The sequence below is a fragment of the Aquabacterium sp. genome (assembly GCF_030652515.1).
Lineage (GTDB): Bacteria > Pseudomonadota > Gammaproteobacteria > Burkholderiales > Burkholderiaceae_C > Aquabacterium.
In genome coordinates, this window is the sequence record NZ_JAUSAR010000110.1 from 13,790 (window position 1) to 31,261 (window position 17,472).

At 62.3% G+C, this 17,472-nt stretch carries 19 protein-coding genes; 9 read left to right on the plus strand and 10 right to left on the minus strand.

The annotated features are described in order from the left end of the window. Positions 1–37: 37 nt before the first annotated feature. Positions 38–649: an NAD(P)H-dependent oxidoreductase gene (locus Q7V20_RS13185; RefSeq protein ID WP_304791755.1), complete on the plus strand. Its 612-nt coding sequence runs from the start codon at positions 38–40 to the stop codon at positions 647–649. A gap of 2 nt (positions 650–651) precedes the next feature. Beyond that, on the plus strand, positions 652–2,472 hold the full coding sequence (kefC, locus tag Q7V20_RS13190; RefSeq protein WP_304791758.1) for a glutathione-regulated potassium-efflux system protein KefC: 1,821 nt from the start codon (positions 652–654) through the stop codon (positions 2,470–2,472). Between the two features lie 30 nt (positions 2,473–2,502). Here kefC and Q7V20_RS13195 read toward each other — a convergent pair whose 3' ends face one another. Beyond that, complete coding sequence (locus Q7V20_RS13195; protein ID WP_304791762.1) at positions 2,503–3,246, minus strand: DUF4142 domain-containing protein; 744 nt, start codon at positions 3,244–3,246, stop codon at positions 2,503–2,505. Between the two features lie 36 nt (positions 3,247–3,282). Further along, on the minus strand, positions 3,283–3,738 hold the full coding sequence (locus tag Q7V20_RS13200) for a PA2169 family four-helix-bundle protein (protein WP_304791765.1): 456 nt from the start codon (positions 3,736–3,738) through the stop codon (positions 3,283–3,285). A gap of 335 nt (positions 3,739–4,073) precedes the next feature. Here Q7V20_RS13200 and Q7V20_RS13205 point away from each other — a divergent pair, with 335 nt between their 5' ends. The 4 genes from Q7V20_RS13205 (at position 4,074) to Q7V20_RS13220 (ending at position 7,418) form a co-directional block, all read left to right on the plus strand. Beyond that, positions 4,074–4,616 (plus strand): porin family protein, encoded by a 543-nt coding sequence (locus Q7V20_RS13205; RefSeq protein WP_304791768.1) that lies wholly within the window; start codon positions 4,074–4,076, stop codon positions 4,614–4,616. Between the two features lie 5 nt (positions 4,617–4,621). Beyond that, complete coding sequence (locus Q7V20_RS13210; RefSeq protein WP_304791771.1) at positions 4,622–5,545, plus strand: YihY/virulence factor BrkB family protein; 924 nt, start codon at positions 4,622–4,624, stop codon at positions 5,543–5,545. Beyond that, the gene (locus Q7V20_RS13215) at positions 5,532–5,795 is read left to right on the plus strand and encodes a hypothetical protein (RefSeq protein ID WP_304791774.1); all 264 of its coding nucleotides are present in this window, start codon (positions 5,532–5,534) and stop codon (positions 5,793–5,795) included. Before Q7V20_RS13210 ends, Q7V20_RS13215 begins: the two co-directional genes overlap by 14 nt. A 162-nt stretch (positions 5,796–5,957) precedes the next feature. After that, positions 5,958–7,418: an RNA polymerase factor sigma-54 gene (locus Q7V20_RS13220; protein WP_304791777.1), complete on the plus strand. Its 1,461-nt coding sequence runs from the start codon at positions 5,958–5,960 to the stop codon at positions 7,416–7,418. 3 nt (positions 7,419–7,421) lie between these two features. Here Q7V20_RS13220 and Q7V20_RS13225 read toward each other — a convergent pair whose 3' ends face one another. The 5 genes from Q7V20_RS13225 to Q7V20_RS13245 form a co-directional block, all read right to left on the minus strand. Beyond that, complete coding sequence (locus tag Q7V20_RS13225; RefSeq protein WP_304791779.1) at positions 7,422–8,333, minus strand: catalase family protein; 912 nt, start codon at positions 8,331–8,333, stop codon at positions 7,422–7,424. A gap of 12 nt (positions 8,334–8,345) precedes the next feature. Further along, positions 8,346–9,653 (minus strand): sorbosone dehydrogenase family protein, encoded by a 1,308-nt coding sequence (locus Q7V20_RS13230; RefSeq protein ID WP_304791845.1) that lies wholly within the window; start codon positions 9,651–9,653, stop codon positions 8,346–8,348. 130 nt (positions 9,654–9,783) lie between these two features. Continuing rightward, positions 9,784–10,188: a DUF2177 family protein gene (locus tag Q7V20_RS13235; RefSeq protein ID WP_304791782.1), complete on the minus strand. Its 405-nt coding sequence runs from the start codon at positions 10,186–10,188 to the stop codon at positions 9,784–9,786. Positions 10,189–10,193: 5 nt separating this feature from the next. Further along, complete coding sequence (locus Q7V20_RS13240; RefSeq protein ID WP_304791784.1) at positions 10,194–11,102, minus strand: DUF6279 family lipoprotein; 909 nt, start codon at positions 11,100–11,102, stop codon at positions 10,194–10,196. Further along, on the minus strand, positions 11,099–13,123 hold the full coding sequence (locus Q7V20_RS13245) for an AsmA family protein (protein WP_304791786.1): 2,025 nt from the start codon (positions 13,121–13,123) through the stop codon (positions 11,099–11,101). Before Q7V20_RS13245 ends, Q7V20_RS13240 begins: the two co-directional genes overlap by 4 nt. Before the next feature lie 183 nt (positions 13,124–13,306). Here Q7V20_RS13245 and Q7V20_RS13250 point away from each other — a divergent pair, with 183 nt between their 5' ends. Beyond that, complete coding sequence (locus tag Q7V20_RS13250; protein WP_304791789.1) at positions 13,307–13,957, plus strand: DJ-1/PfpI family protein; 651 nt, start codon at positions 13,307–13,309, stop codon at positions 13,955–13,957. On the opposite strand, the gene Q7V20_RS13255 is transcribed toward Q7V20_RS13250, so the two are convergent. Together Q7V20_RS13255 and Q7V20_RS13260 are read right to left on the minus strand one after the other, a co-directional pair. Beyond that, a complete protein-coding gene (locus tag Q7V20_RS13255) occupies positions 13,927–14,127 on the minus strand; it encodes a hypothetical protein (protein WP_304791792.1) in 201 nt (66 codons plus the stop codon). The two genes, Q7V20_RS13250 and Q7V20_RS13255, sit on opposite strands and share 31 nt — an antisense overlap. A 29-nt stretch (positions 14,128–14,156) precedes the next feature. Then, positions 14,157–15,026: a lyase family protein gene (locus Q7V20_RS13260; protein ID WP_304791795.1), complete on the minus strand. Its 870-nt coding sequence runs from the start codon at positions 15,024–15,026 to the stop codon at positions 14,157–14,159. A gap of 245 nt (positions 15,027–15,271) precedes the next feature. On the opposite strand from Q7V20_RS13260, the gene Q7V20_RS13265 reads away from it, so the two are divergent. After that, positions 15,272–15,727, plus strand: a complete 456-nt coding sequence (locus Q7V20_RS13265; protein WP_304791797.1) for a response regulator — start codon at positions 15,272–15,274, stop codon at positions 15,725–15,727. Positions 15,728–15,747: 20 nt separating this feature from the next. Beyond that, the gene (locus tag Q7V20_RS13270) at positions 15,748–15,966 is read left to right on the plus strand and encodes a hypothetical protein (protein ID WP_304791800.1); all 219 of its coding nucleotides are present in this window, start codon (positions 15,748–15,750) and stop codon (positions 15,964–15,966) included. 19 nt (positions 15,967–15,985) lie between these two features. On the opposite strand, the gene Q7V20_RS13275 is transcribed toward Q7V20_RS13270, so the two are convergent. Further along, positions 15,986–17,392 (minus strand): sigma-54 dependent transcriptional regulator, encoded by a 1,407-nt coding sequence (locus tag Q7V20_RS13275; protein WP_304791803.1) that lies wholly within the window; start codon positions 17,390–17,392, stop codon positions 15,986–15,988. Positions 17,393–17,472: the final 80 nt, after the last annotated feature.

Here is a 17,472-nt window from a genome sequence, read left to right on the forward strand (position 1 = left end):
TGCGGTACAAAGGCGCACCTGCGTTATTTTGTGCCCGATGTCTGCTCCCTCCATCCTTGTCCTGGCCGCGCACCCGGATCTGCGTCATTCGCGGGTCAACCGCGCGTTGATGCAATCAGTGGCGGCGCTCGCCAACGTCACCGTTCGCGACCTGTACGCCCTGTACCCTGACCACATGATCGATGTGCCTGCCGAGCAAGCCTTGGCCGCGCAGGCCGATCTGATCGTGTGGTTGCACCCCATCCATTGGTACAGCATGCCGCCGCTGATGAAGCTGTGGCTTGATGAGGTGCTGACCCTGGGCTGGGCCTATGGCCAGGGCGGCAGCGCCTTGCGCGGCAAGGATCTGTGGCTGGTGGCCACCACCGGGGGCACGCAGGAAACCTACAGTCCCGAAGGCTACAACCGCTACTTCTTTGACGCCTTCCTGCCGCCTTACGAGCAAACCGCCACGTTGTGCGGCCTGCGCTTTTTGCCACCACTGGTGTTGCACGGCGCCCATGCCGTGTCCCGGCAGGCGTTCGAAGCCCATGTCGAGGTTTACCGCGACCGCTTGAGCACCTACCCCGATTGGCCGGAGATGGCCGATCTGGAGGCCTGCCCCCTGTGCGAAGTGCCTGTCCGCGATCGCCCGACCGAGGACGCCTGAGCATGGAACACAGCAACTGGTTGCTCAGCACCCTGGTCTACCTGTCCGCCGCGATCATCGCGGTGCCCTTGGCCAAGAAGCTCGGCCTCGGCTCGATCATCGGCTACCTGGCCGCTGGCATCGCCATTGGCCCCTTCGGCCTGAAGTTGGTGTCCGACACCGAATCCATCCTGCACTTCGCCGAGTTTGGCGTGGTGCTGATGCTCTTCCTGATCGGCCTGGAGCTGGAGCCTCCCAAGCTGTGGGCGCTGCGTCGGCCCATCTTCGGCTGGGGCAGCCAGCAGTTGCTGGGTTGCGCATTGGCCTTGGCCGCCGGGGCCATGGCGTTTGGGGTGTCCTGGCAAATCGCCGTGGTGGCGGGCCTGGGTTTGGCCTTGTCATCCACCGCCGTGGCCTTGCAGGTCATGAACGAGCGCAACATGCTGCCCACCTCGGCCGGGCAGGCGGGCTTTGCCATCTTGTTGTTTCAGGACGTGGCGGCCATCCCCATCCTCGCCTTGATCCCTTTGCTGGGGGCCCAGGCCGAGGCGGGGGGCAATCCGTGGCTGGAAGCCTTGCGCGCTTTGGCCGTCATCGTGGGCATCGTGGTGGTGGGGCGCTTGTTGTTGCGCCACGCCCTGCGCTGGATCGCGCGCAGCCAGTCGCAAGAGATATTCACCGCCGCGTCGCTGGCGCTGGTGGTGGGCATTGCCAGCTTGATGCAGGCCGTGGGCTTGTCAATGGCGCTGGGCGCCTTCCTGGGGGGCGTGCTGCTGGCTGAAAGTGAGTACAAGCGCGAGCTGGAAACCGACGTGGAACCCTTCAAGGGCCTGCTGCTGGGCTTGTTCTTCATGGCCGTGGGCATGACGATTGATTTCGGGGCCTTGGCGCAGCACGTGTGGCTGGTCTTGGGCATCCTGCTCGGTTTTCTGGCCGTCAAAGGCATGGTGCTGTGGGGGCTGGCCAAGGTGGTCGAGGTGCCCGTGGGCGAGCGGCCGGTGTTCACGCTGCTGCTGGCCCAAGGTGGCGAGTTTGCGTTTGTGGTGTTCCAGCAGGCCGCAGGGGCACGGGTGTTCTCCGCCGAAGTGTCCTCACTGTTGATCGGCACCGTGGCCTTGTCGATGCTGGTCACGCCCGTGCTGGTGGTGGCCATTGACCGATGGCTGTTGCCCCGTTTTGCCCGGCTTGCATCGCCCTCACCGGATGCCTCATTGGCGGAGCGCCAGGAAGCGCCCGTGATCATTGCCGGCTTTGGCCGCTACGGGCAGGTGGTGGGCCGCCTGATGTACGCCAATGGCCTGAAAGCCACCGTGCTGGACCACGATGCTGAACAGGTTGAAGCGCTGCGCCGCTTCGGGTTTCGGGTGCATTACGGCGATGCCACCCGCCTGGACTTGCTGCGCATGGCTGGCGCGGCTTCTGCCAAGGTCCTGGTGGTGGCGATTGACGATGTCGAGCAGAGCTTGAAGCTGGTGGATCTGGCCAATGAGCATTTCCCGCACCTGGCCATCGTGGCACGGGCGCGCAATGTGCAGCACTGGTATGCGCTGCGCGACCGTGGGGTCACCCTGATCGAGCGTGAGACGCTGGATTCAGCCCTGATGAGCGGGCGCAGCGTGCTCGAGTTGATGGGCTGGCATCCCCACCATGCGCGGCAAATGGCCTTGCGTTTCAGGCGCCACTCCGTGCAGCAGCTGGACCAGTTCTGGCCGCACCACAAGGATCAGAAGGCCCTGGTGGCCATGGCCAAGCAGGGGCGCCAACAACTGGAAGAGCTGTTCGCGCAAGAGCGGGAAGCACCGCAAGGCAGGCGGCCCCAGGGTTGGGGCGATGAGCAGCCTTGATGCAACCGGCTGCCCAGGCCCGTTTTCCCATCAGGTGCCTGAAGCGCCCTTCACATGGGCTGGCAGGTTCTGCGCCGCAGTGAGGTGAGACCGCAAGGTCGGCAAGGTGGAGGCCGCGAAATCGCGAACCTCGCTGTCCTTGGCTTCCCTGCTGGCTTTTTCGAACAGGCTGATGTCCGTCTTGTGATCGTGCAAACCCACGATCTGGGTGAACTGCCGATCAAACTCCGGACCCACCACCTTGGTCAAGCGGTCAATCACTTCTTGCTTGTCCTGTGGCAAGGTGGTGGGCAACACCACATTGCGCCGTTGGGCCAGCAACTGCAATTTCTGATTGGCCATGGTGTGGTCACTCACCAGCATCGCGGCATAGGATTTCACCGAAGAGTCCGACGCATTGGCCGTGGCCAACTGCGCCAAAGCCAACTCATACTGGCCCGCGCTGGCCGCGTCTGACAGGAACTTCTTTTCTGCTGCGTTCAACGCCGTGCTGGCGGCCGTGGGCGAGGGCATGTTGGACATGCCCGCCGCTGTCGGTTCGCGACTCAAGGTGTCGTTGGGGTCGCGCAGCAGGCTGCTGTCACCGGTCGGATTGGCATTGGTGGCAGACGCTGCTGAATCGTTGGCGGCCACCATCGCGCTGTCTTGCAACGGCGTGTCGGTGGCGTCGGCCGTTCGAGACGACACATCGTCCTGCCGATTGCACGCGCTCAAGGCCAGGGTGGCAGACACCGCGATGCCTGCCAGGCCCATGATCTGACTTTTGGTTTTCATGGTTTCTCCTCAGTCGCGTAAAGCCTGCAGAAGCTTCTACAGGGTGGCCTTGTGCTGATCGCGCAGCAACTTCACTTGGTCATGATTGCGTTGGACACCGGTGAGCTGGCGCTCGATGACGGCGCGCAATGCAGGGGGAAGGGCATCTTCCTTCAGGGCTTTGCGGTAGCGAGCCAGGGCCGAGTCTTCGCCACGCTCGCACTCTTCCAGCACGGCGGCATCGCTGTAGCCGGTCAGGGAGTCGCGCACAGCCACCCAACCACGGTGAAGGGCGCCGGCCACGCTGCCACTTTGCTCGGGCTTGCCGCCGTACTGCAGCACAAAGGGTTGCAACTCTGCTGCGGCGCGCTGGCATTCAACGGCACGCTGGATGAACAGGCTTTTCAGCTCGCTGCTGGTCACGTGCTTGGCGCAGGCGTTGAAGCCTTGCTCGCCGTCCTTGGAGGTTTCGATGAGGTCGTTGAGGGTGTCAACAATTTGGTCGTTCGTCATGGTGTCATCCTTTGGTTGAAGGCGTTTTAACGCGGTTGTGAAGCAATGAATCAGCCGCATTTCCCGCGATTGCAGTGGTGCGCTGATGCCTACGATGGCAGGCAAGCAGCGTGCCGCATGCACATCGCACACAGGGCTCGCCAAGCACGGCACGCTGGTTGCTGATCAGTGTTTGATCCATCAGCGCACCGCGCTTTTTTCTGCAAGGAGCCGCGATGAACTTTTCACAACGACACCTCAGACCGCGAGCCTGGTGGCTGGTCATGTTGTGTCTTTGTTCACAGTTCAGTCGCGCTACCGAGGTACCTGGTGACTTGCCTCCCAGGGATGGGCCATTGGCCAGCAACCTGGAATACAGCACCGAGGCGCCTGGATCAGACGACCAGGGTTGGAAGCCGCGCCAGAACAAACACCATGTGGGCTTGAGCATTGGCTCGGCCCGCCTGCCTTGCATTGAAGGCATGGTTTGCCGACGCAGCGGCAAGGCCATCACCTTGTACGCGGGTGGGGAGTTCAGTCAGCGCTGGGGATTCGAGCTGGCCTACATGCGCATGAGCAATCTGGAGCATGTGGGCAATGCCGTTCGCGTCAGGGGTTTGAACGTGAACCTGCTGGGTGAGTTGCCTTTGGGCTCGCGCGTGAGCCTCACGGGGCGCTTGGGTGCCAACTATGCGCGCACGCGCATGGACTTGGCGACCAATCCGGCCGTTCCAACCGGTTCTGCCCATGGCTTCGGCCTCTCTTACGGTGTGGGCTTGAACTGGGATGTGTCGCAGAACTGGTCAGCATCGACCGACTTGAATCGCCATGACTTCAAATTCGTGACCGGCCGCGACAACGTGGACACCGCCACGGTGAGCTTGCGTTACCGCTATTGACTGGCATGGTTGGCTGGCCTGACCGAATCTGGCGTTTGATGCCGCCAATATTGCGGCAACCCTTGCAGATCCTGGTCAAGGCGGTGACGCGTTGGTCGGATGACCGGGGGCCCCAGTTGGGGGCGGCCATCGCCTTCTACACCATGTTTGCCGTCGCGCCTTTGCTGGTCGTGGCCATTGCCGTTGCGGGTGCGGTGTTTGGTGAAGACGCGGCTCGCGGGCAAATCGTTGGCGAGATCGAAGGGCTGGTGGGCGAGGCTGCTGCCAAGGGCATCGAGGCCATGATCGAGTCGGCCTGGCGGCACCCCAACGGCCTGTGGGCCAGCCTGCTGGGCGTGGCCACCTTGCTGGTGGGAGCCACGGGCGTGTTCGCCGAGTTGCGCCGCGCGCTCAACGCCATTGCACGCGTGGTGCCTGCGCCATCCTCGGCCTTGTCCACCTTTGTGCGCGCGCGCCTGATCGGCTTTGCACTGGTGCTGGGGTTTGGCTTCCTGGCCATCGTTTCCTTGTTGCTCAGCGCCGTGCTGGCCGCTTTGAGCTCCTACATGTCGACCCGTTATCCCACCATGGCTGAGCTGATGGGGCTGCTGGACGTGGCGGTGTCCACGGGCGTGCTGGTGATGGCGTTTGCGGCCTTGCTGCGCTGGTTGCCGGAAAGAAAACCCAGCCGTCTGGCGGTGTGGGTGGGCGCGATCAGCAGCGCGGTGCTGTTCTCGGTGGGCAAGCACCTGATCGGGCTGTACCTGGTCCATGCCAGCGTGGCGTCCAGTTATGGGGCTGCGGGCTCGTTCGTGGTGGTGATGCTGTGGGTGTATTACTCCGCTCAGATTCTGCTCTTGGGGGGCGCTTTGGGGGCCGTGGTGGACGAGCATTACCCTGGGGCCCGTCCGGCACGTGGATTGCCCGTTCAAGGGCATGAATCCCACTGAAAAAAAATCCCCTCCGCAAGGTGACACCTTGCCCAGCGTCAAGGGCAAATCATCACCCCGTTTGCCCCACGAGCACGACGAGTCAGCCGACAGTCAGACCAGCGAGCCCAGGCCGGAGATGAAGCAGGCGCACGCCGACATTGAGCGCGGCTTGGTGGACACGGACCGCTCTCCGGTGGCGGACGAGGTCTACAACCGCACCCTCAAGTCGGGAAAACCGACAGGCGGCCAAGCCAAACCCCGGCGTTAGAGCAAAAATCCTGCCCATCGGCACTTGTTGCGGTAAATCGCACCTGCCTTTTGAAATTTGCACGCGCGTCGCGGGGGTTTGAAAGCGGTTTCCCCACGGAGGTCAATCCGGCACGGGTGTTGCAAAGAGAGTCACTCCCATGACACCTCAGAGAGACGCCCCATGAACTCACCGGCCATTCGCCAGGAACACCGGCAGCATCAGGCTCTGACCCCCCGCTTGCAGCAAGCGGTGCGCCTTCTGCAATTGTCATCGTTGGACTTTGCCCAGGAAGTGCGCGATGCGATGGGCAAGAACCCATTTCTAGAGCCAGAAGACACCGCCGGTGCCGATGCGGCCGATGCCAGCGAAACCCCTGCGGTGGCCGAGCCAGTGGCCGAGGCCGTCTCCGAATCCATGGATGCCGAGACCCCTTCGGCCATGAGCGATGCCGAGCCCTCCTGGGAGCGCGACAGCTGGCAATCGGCCACTGGCGCGCGCACCGGCTCAGGCGGCGATTCCGACACCAGCATGATCGACATGGTGGCCGATGACCTGGGATTGCGCGCCTACCTTCGCACCCAGATGAACGCCTGGCCTTTGAGTGACCGCGAGCGGGTGCTGGTGGTCACCATCATTGAATCTCTGGATGACGATGGCTACCTGCGCACCCCTTTGATGGAGCTGTCGGCGTTGACCGACTTGTCGCCTGCGGCCGGTGAGGCCGAGATGGAGGCCGCACTCAAGCAGGTCCAAACCCTGGACCCGATGGGGGTGGGTGCCCGCAGTGTGTCCGAGTGCCTGTTGTTGCAAGTGCCTTCCATCGAAGACGAGCAGGTCCGTGACCTGGCACGCATCATCGTCACGCATTACCTCAGTCGGCTGGCTCAGCGCGACGTGGCGGGCCTGGCCAAGACACTCAGCTGCAAAGCGGCCGACATCGATGCCGCGTGCGAGCGCATCCGTCACCTGGATCCCAGGCCTGGTTGGCGCTTTGGCACGGCCTCGGACACCCAGTTCGTGACCCCAGATGTCATCGTCAAGCAGGTGCGTGGTGAATGGGTGGCTTCGCTGAATCCGGCGGTGGTGCCACGTGTGCGCATCAACCAGATGTACGCCGAGCTGTTCCAGAAGCACCGTGATTCCAACCATGCCGAGTTGGCGGCCAACCTGCAGGAAGCGCGCTGGACCGTGCGCAATGTAGAGCAGCGCTTCTCCACCATCCTGATGGTGTCGCAGGCCATCTTGAAGCGCCAGCACCACTTCCTGGAGTTTGGCCCCTTGGCCATGAAGCCGCTGGGCTTGAAAGAGATCGCCGAAGAGGTGGGCTTGCATGAATCGACGGTTTGCCGGGTGACCAACAACAAGTTCATGGCCACCCCCGTGGGCGTGTTCGAGCTGAAGTACTTCTTCTCGCGCGCCATGCCGACGGCCAGCGGCGGTGAGTGCTCGGCCACGGCCATCCGTGGGGTCATCAAGGACATGATCGATGCCGAGAATCTGGCCAATCCTTTGTCAGACGCGGAGATCGCCCGTCAGTTGGCCCGGCAGGGTCTGCAGGTGGCACGTCGCACCGTCACCAAGTACCGTCAGTTGCTGAAGGTGCCGCCGGTGGACCGGCGACGCAAGCACGTGGTGGCCTGAAGCTCAATCGGGCAGGTCGTCCAGCGACTTCGGTTCCTGGGTGACCTGCGCCGCCTTTCGAAGGCGCATGATGGCGCCCAAAGGGCGGTGCGCGGCCAGACCTTGCCAAGGGTTGAATGACCAGCTGTCATCGACCACAGCCGCGCGTGCTTCGCTCCAGGCTGCTTGAGGTGGCACCGTGATGCGGGCCACGGGCAGGTAGGCGCTGACCTCTTCTGGCCACACGGCCGAGGCATCTTCAATCGGCATCGTGTCGATGTCCGTGCACAACTGCACACGAACCTCCCACTCCGCGCTGTGGCTTGAGAAAAAATCCAGCACCGCATCGCGCAAGCCGTGGGGCTTGTCGTGCAGATCCAGTCGGGCATTTTCCAGCAGCAGCATGCCCGGAGAGATGGGCACCACCGACAGCTTGGCCATGTAGGTGCCGTGAAGCATGGGCACTTGCGAATAGAAGGTCTCGCCCACGATGTGGGTGTCCGGGTGGCTGCCGCTACCCATGCTTTTCAAGGTGGCCATGAGACCCTTGCGGGGGGGCACCGCCCTGCGTGGGCTGTTGATCAACACGAAGTTCTGCGTGACCTGGCCTTCCGATCCCGGCAGGCGTGCGCCTTCCACCCCCAGCACCTTGATGGCCATGCACCGTGGGGTGGGCCCGCTGGCGTCGGCCAAGTCGCCAGGGATGCTCGACAAGCGCATGACGACAGGGTAGGCCATGGGCGTGGTGAACATGCCCTGGGCCAAGGCTGGCGGCAAACCGGTGAGCACCCGCAACTCGCCGCGCAGCAGCCCATGGCTTGGGGCCGGGGGCGCATCTGCCAAGCCGTACTCGGTGCTGGCTTCGCTGGCTTCAGCATGCTCGAACCGCGCCTCGTAGCGCACAGGGAAAGGCGAGACCAGGTCGGGGTTGAACATGATGGAACTCCTTCAGGGGGTTCTGGGTGGTGCGGCCGTGGGCAAAGCCGTCACGCGCCAGATCACATTGCCCACGTCATCGGCCACCAACAAAGCGCCCTGCTTGTCGATGACCACACCCACCGGGCGACCCAGGGCATCGCCGTCCTTGTTCACAAAATCGGTGAGCACATCCAAAGGTTGTTCGCCGGTGGGCTTGCCTTTGCTGAAGGGCACGAAGATCACCTTGTAGCCACTGCGAGGCTCGCGGTTCCACGAGCCATGCTGGCCAATGAACACGCCATTGGAGAACTGAAGCGGCAAGGTGGTGCCTTGCGAGAAGCTCAGGCCCAAGGAAGCGGTGTGCGGCCCCAAGGCATAGTCGGGCACGATCGCCTTGGCGACCAGGCCCGGGTTGGCAGGTTTCACGCGGTCATCCACATGCCGACCGTAGTAGCTGTAGGGCCAGCCGTAAAAACCACCGTCTCGGACCGAGGTCATGTAGTCGGGCACCAGGTCGCTGCCCAGTTCATCGCGTTCGTTCACGGTCGTCCACAAGGCGCCGCTTTCGGGCTCCCAACCCAGTCCAACGGGGTTGCGCAGGCCTGAGGCAAAGACGCGGCGGCTGCCAGTTTTAAGGTCTACCTCCAGGATGGCTGCGCGTTCTTTTTCGGCGTCCATGCCGTTCTCGGCCACATTGCTGTTGGAGCCCACGGTCACGTAAAGCTTGGTGCCGTCTTTGCTGGCGATCAGGTTCTTGGTCCAGTGGTGGTTGATGGGGCCGCCGGGCAGGTCCACCACCTTGGTGCCGGATCCTGGGATCTGGCTTTGGCCGGGCACATAGGTGTATTTCCACACCGCATCGGTGTTGGCCACATAGAAGTCATTGCCAACCAAGGCCATGCCGAAGGGCGAGTTGAGGCCCTGCAGGAACACGGTTCGTGTCTCGGCCACGCCATCGGCATTGGCGTCGCGCAGCAGGGTGATGCGGTTGGCGCTGGGCACGCCGGCCCCGGCTCTTTTCATCACCTTCTTCATCACCCAGCCTTTGAGGCCTTGGCCATCTTCTGGCTTGGGTGGCGCGTTGGTTTCCGCCACCAGCACGTCGCCGTTGGGCAGCACGTACAGCCAGCGAGGGTGGTCGAGATTTTCGGCGAAGCGTGACACCGTGGTGCCGCTGGCGGTGGAGGGCTTGCCCCCGGTGGGCCAGCCCTTGGCGGGGGCGATGTTCACCGTGGGGATCAATGACTTGTCGGGCTTGGGAAGCTGCGGGTTCGGACCGGTGCCTGCAGACACGGGCAGTTTGGCATCGGCCCAGGCCATCGCGCTCAAGGAGGCCATCAGCGCGGTCAACGCCAAGGTTCGGACCGATCGTGTTTGCAGCATGGCGAGGCCTTCATAACGGATTCAGGGATGATTCACTGTGGTGTCATCCGCGCTGCCGGACCATAGGCCGTCGCCTAAGAATTTGTCAGACATGTCCGACGTGGACTTGCACGGCCTTGCCCGCACCCGCGGCCAGGCCACTGACCAGGCTGCCCCAGGCCACGTCGATGATCGACAGTTTGATCGGCCAATCACGCAGGGTGGCCAGGTTGGTGATGTCGTAGGTGGCGTAGGCAAAAAAACCAAACAAGGCGCCCATCAGGGCGGCCTTGGTCCAACCTGGATCATCGCCAGTGGGCAGCACGGCAAAGATCGTCAATCCCAATGGGAAAAGCAGGTAGAACAAGGCACCAATGGCCATGTTGGGCTGCGCGGACATCAGGTGGCCAATGCCTTGCTGGTACCAGGCTTTGGCGATGAAACCGAGCCAGACCATGTCCAGCACCAGCATCACCACTGCAATGCCGCCATAGATTTGCAGGTATTTCATCGTGCTCAGGTGGCTTGCTTGTTCAGGATGCGCAGGTCGGACTCCCAGTCGCGCAGGCGTTGCGCGGCTTTTTCTTTCTGCTCGTGGGTGGTCTTTTGATGCAGGCTTGAGGTCAGCTTGCAGCCGGCGGCGATCCATTGCAGGCGCTGGCTGCGCAGAGGTTCCTTCGGTGGATCGAAGAACTGCTGGAACAGTTCGCGCAGTGCCTGCTGGGCTTGGGCCTGGGTGGCTTTCTGGGCGCTGAGCTTGCGGATCAGTTGCACGAACTCGCGTTGATAGACCTGGCGCTCCTCAAGCACGTTCTGCGCATTCAACGGCAGCGCGGCGATCTCGCTCTTCACGTGATCGCGCTGTGCGGTGTCCAGGCGGCCGTAAAAGATCTCGGCCACCTTGATCACGAACTTGGCGGCGGCTTCGTTGCGATCCTCAACGCTGTCCTCCAGGTAGTCGTCCCGGAAATCGTCGTTGGTCTTGGCCTGGTGCTTCTCCAGGTGCTTGATCTGATCGGGGCTGAGGGACAGCACCAGATCAGCCATGGCGGGCACGGCGTGGTCGATGGCCTTGCGGCCCCAACCTTCCAGCTCGGTGCGGCGCTCGCAAGCCAGGGCAGGCGACACCGGCGCCAGCGCTTCTTTCTCGGCGCGAACCAGGAAGGGCACATACACCGGCAATTGGGTGCGGCGGTGCCATTGGAACCATTGCCTGATCGCCCCCTTTACCTTGACCGATTGCTCGTCATTGAAGTCAAACGCCCGGTTCAGCTGCCAGTAGGCCAGGTGGTCGGCCTGGTTGTAAGCCAGTCTGACCACACTGCAGGCGGCCAAGGCCAGCACGACCATCATGAGGAGAGAGGCGCTCAGGGAGCGGGTGACACGGGGCGTGATCGTCATGGATCCCTTTGCGGTTTGGTTCATGGGCGGACCACCTTGGCCGCTTTGGTGTTGGGTCGGTCACCTTTGAGTTTCGCCAGGGCCTGTTGGCAGCCGCCATCGGTCTTGTCGCCCAAGTCGATCAAAGGAATGATGCTGGCCAGAGGGTTGACGAAACCCAAGGCTACCGCGGAAATGACTTTCAGGCCCAAAGGCTTGGCTTCCAGCCTGAACTTGGGATCGGCAAAAGTGCCTTGCACCTTCAAGGGCGAGCGCAAGGTCAGCGGGCTGAAGTCCTTGGGTTTGGCGCTCATGACCAGGTCCAGGCTTTCATCCACCAGTGACAGTGAGCCCGAAATCAGAATGGTGGAGTCATCCGTGTCGATCACCCCCACCTCGGGCTTCAAGGCGCCTTGCTGTGCCTTCACGCGGACGGCGGCACAATGCATGGGCATCAAGTCGTCGCCCACCACCACCACGCCCAGGGCCTGGGCCACGTCCAGCCCAATGGCCTCCACCACCAGGTGGGACACGGTGCCATCCTGCACCCAGGCTTGGGCGTCGCCATCCATGGTGCCCAGCATCTGGGCGGCCGAGTTGCCCTGACCATGCAGCTTGGCGTGGCCTCCCAACTGGCCAGTCACGTAGCGGTTCTGCTTGCCCTTGTCGGGCTCCTCTTGCCCGGCAAACTGGTTGCGGGGGCTCAGCCACTGCTCCAGGCGGATGCCTTTCCAATGAACATCGGCATCCCAGGCGGGGGGCTTCGGATTGCCATCCAGGGTGACACGTCCGCCGACTTGGCCATCGGCCGTGCTGGCCAACAGATCCGAGATCGTCAGCACCCCTGATTGCAGCTTCAACTGCCCATCCAGAGGTTCAAGTGGGCGTGCGAACAAGGAGCCCAGTTCAACGCGCTTCAGACGCACTGTCAGGTCGGCGTTCATCGCGTGCAGCGAAGGGATGTCAAACGTGCGCTGCGGTACCACCCGGCCGTCGGGTGGCGCCGGGTTGTTGGCGCCGGGGGCTTGTGCGCCAAAGGCCGGGGCCAGATCGCTCAAGACAAAGCGTGACCCTGACAGCTCACCGGTGAGCAGGGGAACCTTGGGTCGGCGGTCAAAGGTGAATGAGCCCCCCAGCTGGCTGGTGCCGACGTTCAGCTGGGTTTTCTTGAGCGCCCAGACATCGCCCTTCTTGCTCAGTTGGCCCTTCAATGAGAAGAGCGTGGTGGTGGGCAAGGTCACACCCACCGCATCACCCACTGCGGCCAGGGAAGGGCCGGACAGTGTCAAGGTGCCATCCAGGTCGGAGAGTGTCAACACGTCCACAGCTTGACCATTGAAGCGCAGCCGCGACTGGCCTGCATTGGCTTCCATGGTGATCGGCACTGCCACCGCCGAGCCGGGTGAGGCGGCCAGCGGAAGCACACCACTGGAGCGGATGTGCAGGTCAAAAGGCTTTTCAAGGTATTGCCCTTTGCCATTGATCAGCAGGCCACTGTTGCCTTGCGCCTGATCGCCTTCGGTGGTGCTGACTTGGGCATCCAGGTTCAACTTGATCAGATCGTCCTGCATCTGCAGGCGGCCGGCTTTGACCACCAGCTTGTCAAAACGCGGCAGCCCCATGCCAGGCGAGTCGGTCGTCTTTGCCGACCGTGGTGAAAATTGCCAGTTGGCCTGCCCTTGGGCATCGCGGCGCAAGGTGGCGTCCATGCGGTCCAACTCAAGGGAGGTGATGCGGATGGGCGGATGCGGTCCTGATCCCACCAATCCAAACACGGTCGAGTAGGGCACATCAAGCCGAGGGTTCACCGCGTTCAAGAGGTCGGGGGCCGAACCTGGGGAGCCAATGGTCAACGCATTGGTGCTCAGCCGGATGGCGCCCAGCAGGTGAAGGGTGAACTGATCGCCCAGCGCGATGCGCCTTTGCAGTTTTTCACTGAGGGTGCGTTCAAGAGGGCCTTTGAGGAATGGCCAGCCTTGGTACTCGCACACCGCCACCGTGGCGATGGTTGCCGCCAAAAACCCCAGCGCCAGCAGTGTCCCTTTCTTGCCTTGTTTGATCATCATCTTTTGTGAAAGGCAATCGGTATGCCTGTGCATCGGCGGCACGTGCTTTGCTGAGCAGGGGCATCTGCAAACTTTGGAGAATCAACATGGGTAAGTACTTCTTGGGTTGGCTGTTGGGTGTTCCCACCTTCGTGCTGGTCATCCTCTATTTCCTTTTCAACTGATCAAGGCGATGAGGCCATCATGAAAACCCCACCACGCATCGACATCGTGATGGACTCGTCCATCACGGCTTTGGGCATGCTCCAGGCCGACTCGCTGGCGGCTGAGCCACCATTGCCCATGCTGGCATCGCGCAGAGTGGCGGTGCTGGCGGGTGATGGCCTGGATGATGTCCAGCTTGATGCCGTGCGGCGCGCATTGGAGGCTGGCGGCGCCCAGGTTCAGGTGGTCTCCAACCGGGCAGGGCCTTTGCAGGGCAAGTCCGGTGGACAGGTGCGCGTGGACCACCACTGGCTGGACATGCCATCGGTGATGTTCGACGCGGTGTATGTCCCTGGCGGCGTGGGCAGCGTTGCCAGTTTGCAGGATGACTCGGATGCGGTTCACTTCATGCGAGAGGCCTATGAGCACGGCAAGGCCGTGGCTGCCACCGGGCAGGGTGTGGATCTGTTGAGAGGGCTTGGTATCTTGCTGCCATCTCATGTCGACGACATGAGCGCGAGTGGCATCGTGACAGATCTGCACCATGCCGCCATGGAGAGGGTGGCCGAACAGTTCGTGGCGGCCATCGTCAAGGACAGGCATTGGCGGCGCATCGAGGACACGGATGGCGCCACCATGCCATCGACCTGGTGCTTCAATCAGGGCAGCGTGGGATTCGGGCCCATCTGACTGCCGGTGCGGGGCAGTGCCCCACCTTCATGCTCCCAGGTCTGAACTGCCTCAGGCTTGGCCTTGGATCGCAAGGCCATCTGGCGCTTCTGTTTGGCTTGATGGCGCAGTGACCAGACGGTGCCTGTGAACAAGGCGGCCAGGGCAAGGTGATAGAGGTTGCGGTTCATGCTGATCTCCTGATGGTGGTGGGTGAACATCAAACGGTTTCAAGGGTGAGCTTGGAGGTGACCAGCATCAATGAACTGGCCAAGCCATGAGCGATGCGATCGCGGCTCACGGTGATGCCTCGCACAAAGTATTCCGTGAACACAGTGGTCGCGTCGGTCAGAAGCCGGATGCTTTGCAAGAGCTGGCGTGCAACCAGCGGCTTGAAGGGGTGCCCTTCCAGCTGGCCGCCATCGACTTTGGTCACCAGCGCGATGTCGTTGCCCATCACCTGACGGCACACCATGGCCAGTGCATCGCACTGCGTGGCGCCTTGTTGATCCGGGTGGAGGTTGCGCATGGCTTCGGCGATCTTGTTCAAGGCCGTGGCCGCCAACTGCAAGGCGCCATGCAGGCCGACCAGATGGTCAATGGCACTCGCGGACGTGACCGTGTCCGCTGCGCTGATGAAGGGCAGCCTCAGTGTGTGGGTCAAGGCGGTGGCCACTTGTTCGCGCACCTGCCGCGACGTGCTTTGATGCATGACCAGTTGATGCGCGCAGGGCAGCGCGCTCATGATGGCTTGTTGAGCCATCAAAAGCTGCGCCGCGTGGTCTGCAAGCGCCTGGCCCTCTGGCGCTTTCAGGTGGGTCGTCAGTGCCAGTTCCGCGCTCAAGCCTGCCAAGGCTGGCAGGAGGTTGTGCGCAACCCCAACGCTGGCGGCCACGTGCAAGGCCGCGCAGGGGTCCGAGATGATTTGCGCGGTGGCCAGGTCAATGACTTGGGCCATGCCTGGATTGACCTGTTCCAATTCGCGGCTGGCCTTGGCACAAGCACGCTGGACCATCGCCATGGCCGCCATCAACTCCGACGGCATGCGTTCCGCGGCGTGCGTGACGTGTTGTTCTGTCCTTGAAGGCATGAGGAGATCTCCATCGGCAAGGGTCAATGCCCGTGCGTTTCAGGAGTGGCAATTGAAGGGCCTGGAACTACATTCGTTTCATCTTGAAACAATGCTTCTGAGGTCGCCAGAAGCCTGCATGCTTTTCTGTAAATTTTCCCGATTCAAGGCTGTTGATCGACCCTCGACAGGCGACGACAGGGTGTGTGACGGTTGGCATATCGCTTGCTGAGGCAAAGTGAATTCAACCTCGCCGAGGAATCCACGTGCCTCCTGCCCACCACTCCCGTCCCCAGGTCCTTTACGTGGAAGACCACCCCGTGAATGTGCAGTTGATGCAGGCCTTGTTTGCACAGTTGCCCTCGCTTGAACTCACCATCGCCACCAATGGTGAAGACGGATACCAAGCTGCGGTGAAGCGGCCCCCGGCCTTGTTGTTGCTGGATCTGAACCTGCCGGATTGTCATGGCACGGAGTTGTTGAAACGCCTGCGCGGGCAACCGGTTCTTTCTTCGGTGCCCGCCATCGCCGTGACGGCAGCCGATGTTCAGCAGTTGCAAGAAACCACGTTCCTTGAAGTCTGGCAAAAGCCTCTGGACATCCCGTCCATTCTCAAGCGGCTTGACCAGTTGCTGTTGGGGCGGTCCTCGTCGTTCTTTGCCGAAGCGCCTTGGGGCATGAAGTCAAAACCCATGGCAGCCTTGTCTGCTTTCGCCCGCTGATTTTCCACATGGAGCCCACGATGAAGTCATCTTCTGAACAACGCCATGCATTGCGCGATGAATTCGAGTCGAACAAGGCGACGCGGGATGCGTCCAAATCGCGCAAGGGTTGGTATGCAACGCGCAAAGCCCAGCTTCAGGCAGAGGCGGCTTTTGCCGAAATCGAAGACGAGGTGGGCCTGACTTACCGTCGGCGGCCTTCAGCGCCGGAGCGGCACTTGCCCGCTGCCCAGCGCTGAACCTCGCGCGGGCCGTTGCTCAGCGGCCCAGATCGCCCCAGGATGACGAGTCCGGGGGCAGTTCACCATCCAGGCTGACTGGCACGGTGGAGTATTCCTTGAGGCGGTTGTACAAGGTCTTCAGGCTGACGCCGAGCGTGGCGGCGGTTTTTTCCTTGTGTCGGCCCAGGTACTCCAAGGTGGCCAACGTCACCTGACGCTCGATTTCGGCCAGGGTGGTGCCCACGCGGATCGTCAGGACGGGCGCGCCGGTCAGCACGGGCAATGGCGTGTCGGTGGTGGGCAGGCATTCATCGACGATGACGCTGCCTCGGGCCATCACATAAGCACGGTGAACAATGTTGCGCAACTCGCGCACATTGCCGGGCCAGCCATAGTCTGAAAGCCGTTTCAAGGCTTCGGGGTCAAAAGTTTTGACCTGGCCTTCACGGCGCGAGATTTCCTCCAGAAAGTGCTCGGCGATCAACGGCACGTCTTCGGCGCGCTCGCGCAGCGCGGGCAGGTGAATCGGGAAAACGTTCAGGCGGTACAGCAAGTCTTCCCGCAATTTGCCCTCTTTCACGGCCTGCATGGGCGAGCGGTTGGTGGCGGCGATGATGCGCACGTCGGTTTCCTGAACCTGGGTGGAGCCCACGCGCATGAAGGTGCCGGTTTCGAGCACGCGCAACAGCTTGACTTGCAGGTCGAGCGGCATCTCGGTGACTTCGTCCAGGAACAGCGTGCCGCCGCTGGCGCGTTCGAAGAAGCCCTGGTGCTGGCGATCGGCACCGGTGAAGCTGCCTTTCTCATGACCGAAGATTTCGCTTTCGATCAGGTGCGGCGAGATGGCGCCGCAGTTGACCCCCAGGAAGGGCCGACCACGTCGGCGGCTCAGGTCGTGAACCGTGCTGGCCACGACTTCCTTGCCGCTGCCACTTTCGCCCGTGATGAACACGGTCACCGCCGTGCCGGACACACGCAAGATCTGCTCGTACACATGGCGCATGACGGCCGAGCGGCCCCACAGCAAGCCGAAGTGGCCTTCTTCTTCCAGGCCCGTTTGCAGATCGGCCGCTTCGGCCTTCAAGGCCGAGGGCTTGGTCACGCGCGACAAGATGCCGTGCAACTGCTTCATGTTGACGGGCTTGACCAGGTAGTCGACCGCGCCCAGGCGCAGCGCCTGGATGGAGGTCTCCAGGCTGGCATGCCCGGTGATCAGAACGACTTCGGTGTTGTTCAGATTCTTGCCGTCGTCAAACAACTGCATGCCGCTGCCATCGGGGAGCATCAAGTCGAGCAGAACGATGTCGGGTTCCTGCAGCGCGAGTTGCTTGCGAGCGTCACGGAGCGAGCCTGCAGTCGCGACGGTGAAACCTTCCATCGCGATCAATGTGGCCATCATCTCAGCCGAGTCGGCTTCGTCATCCACCACCAATGCGTGAGGCATTCCAAGATCCTTGAAAGTGTAAAAACCAGTTCAAAACAATTATGAGCGATCACCCGCCATGTGTCCGCAACTTCCCGGAG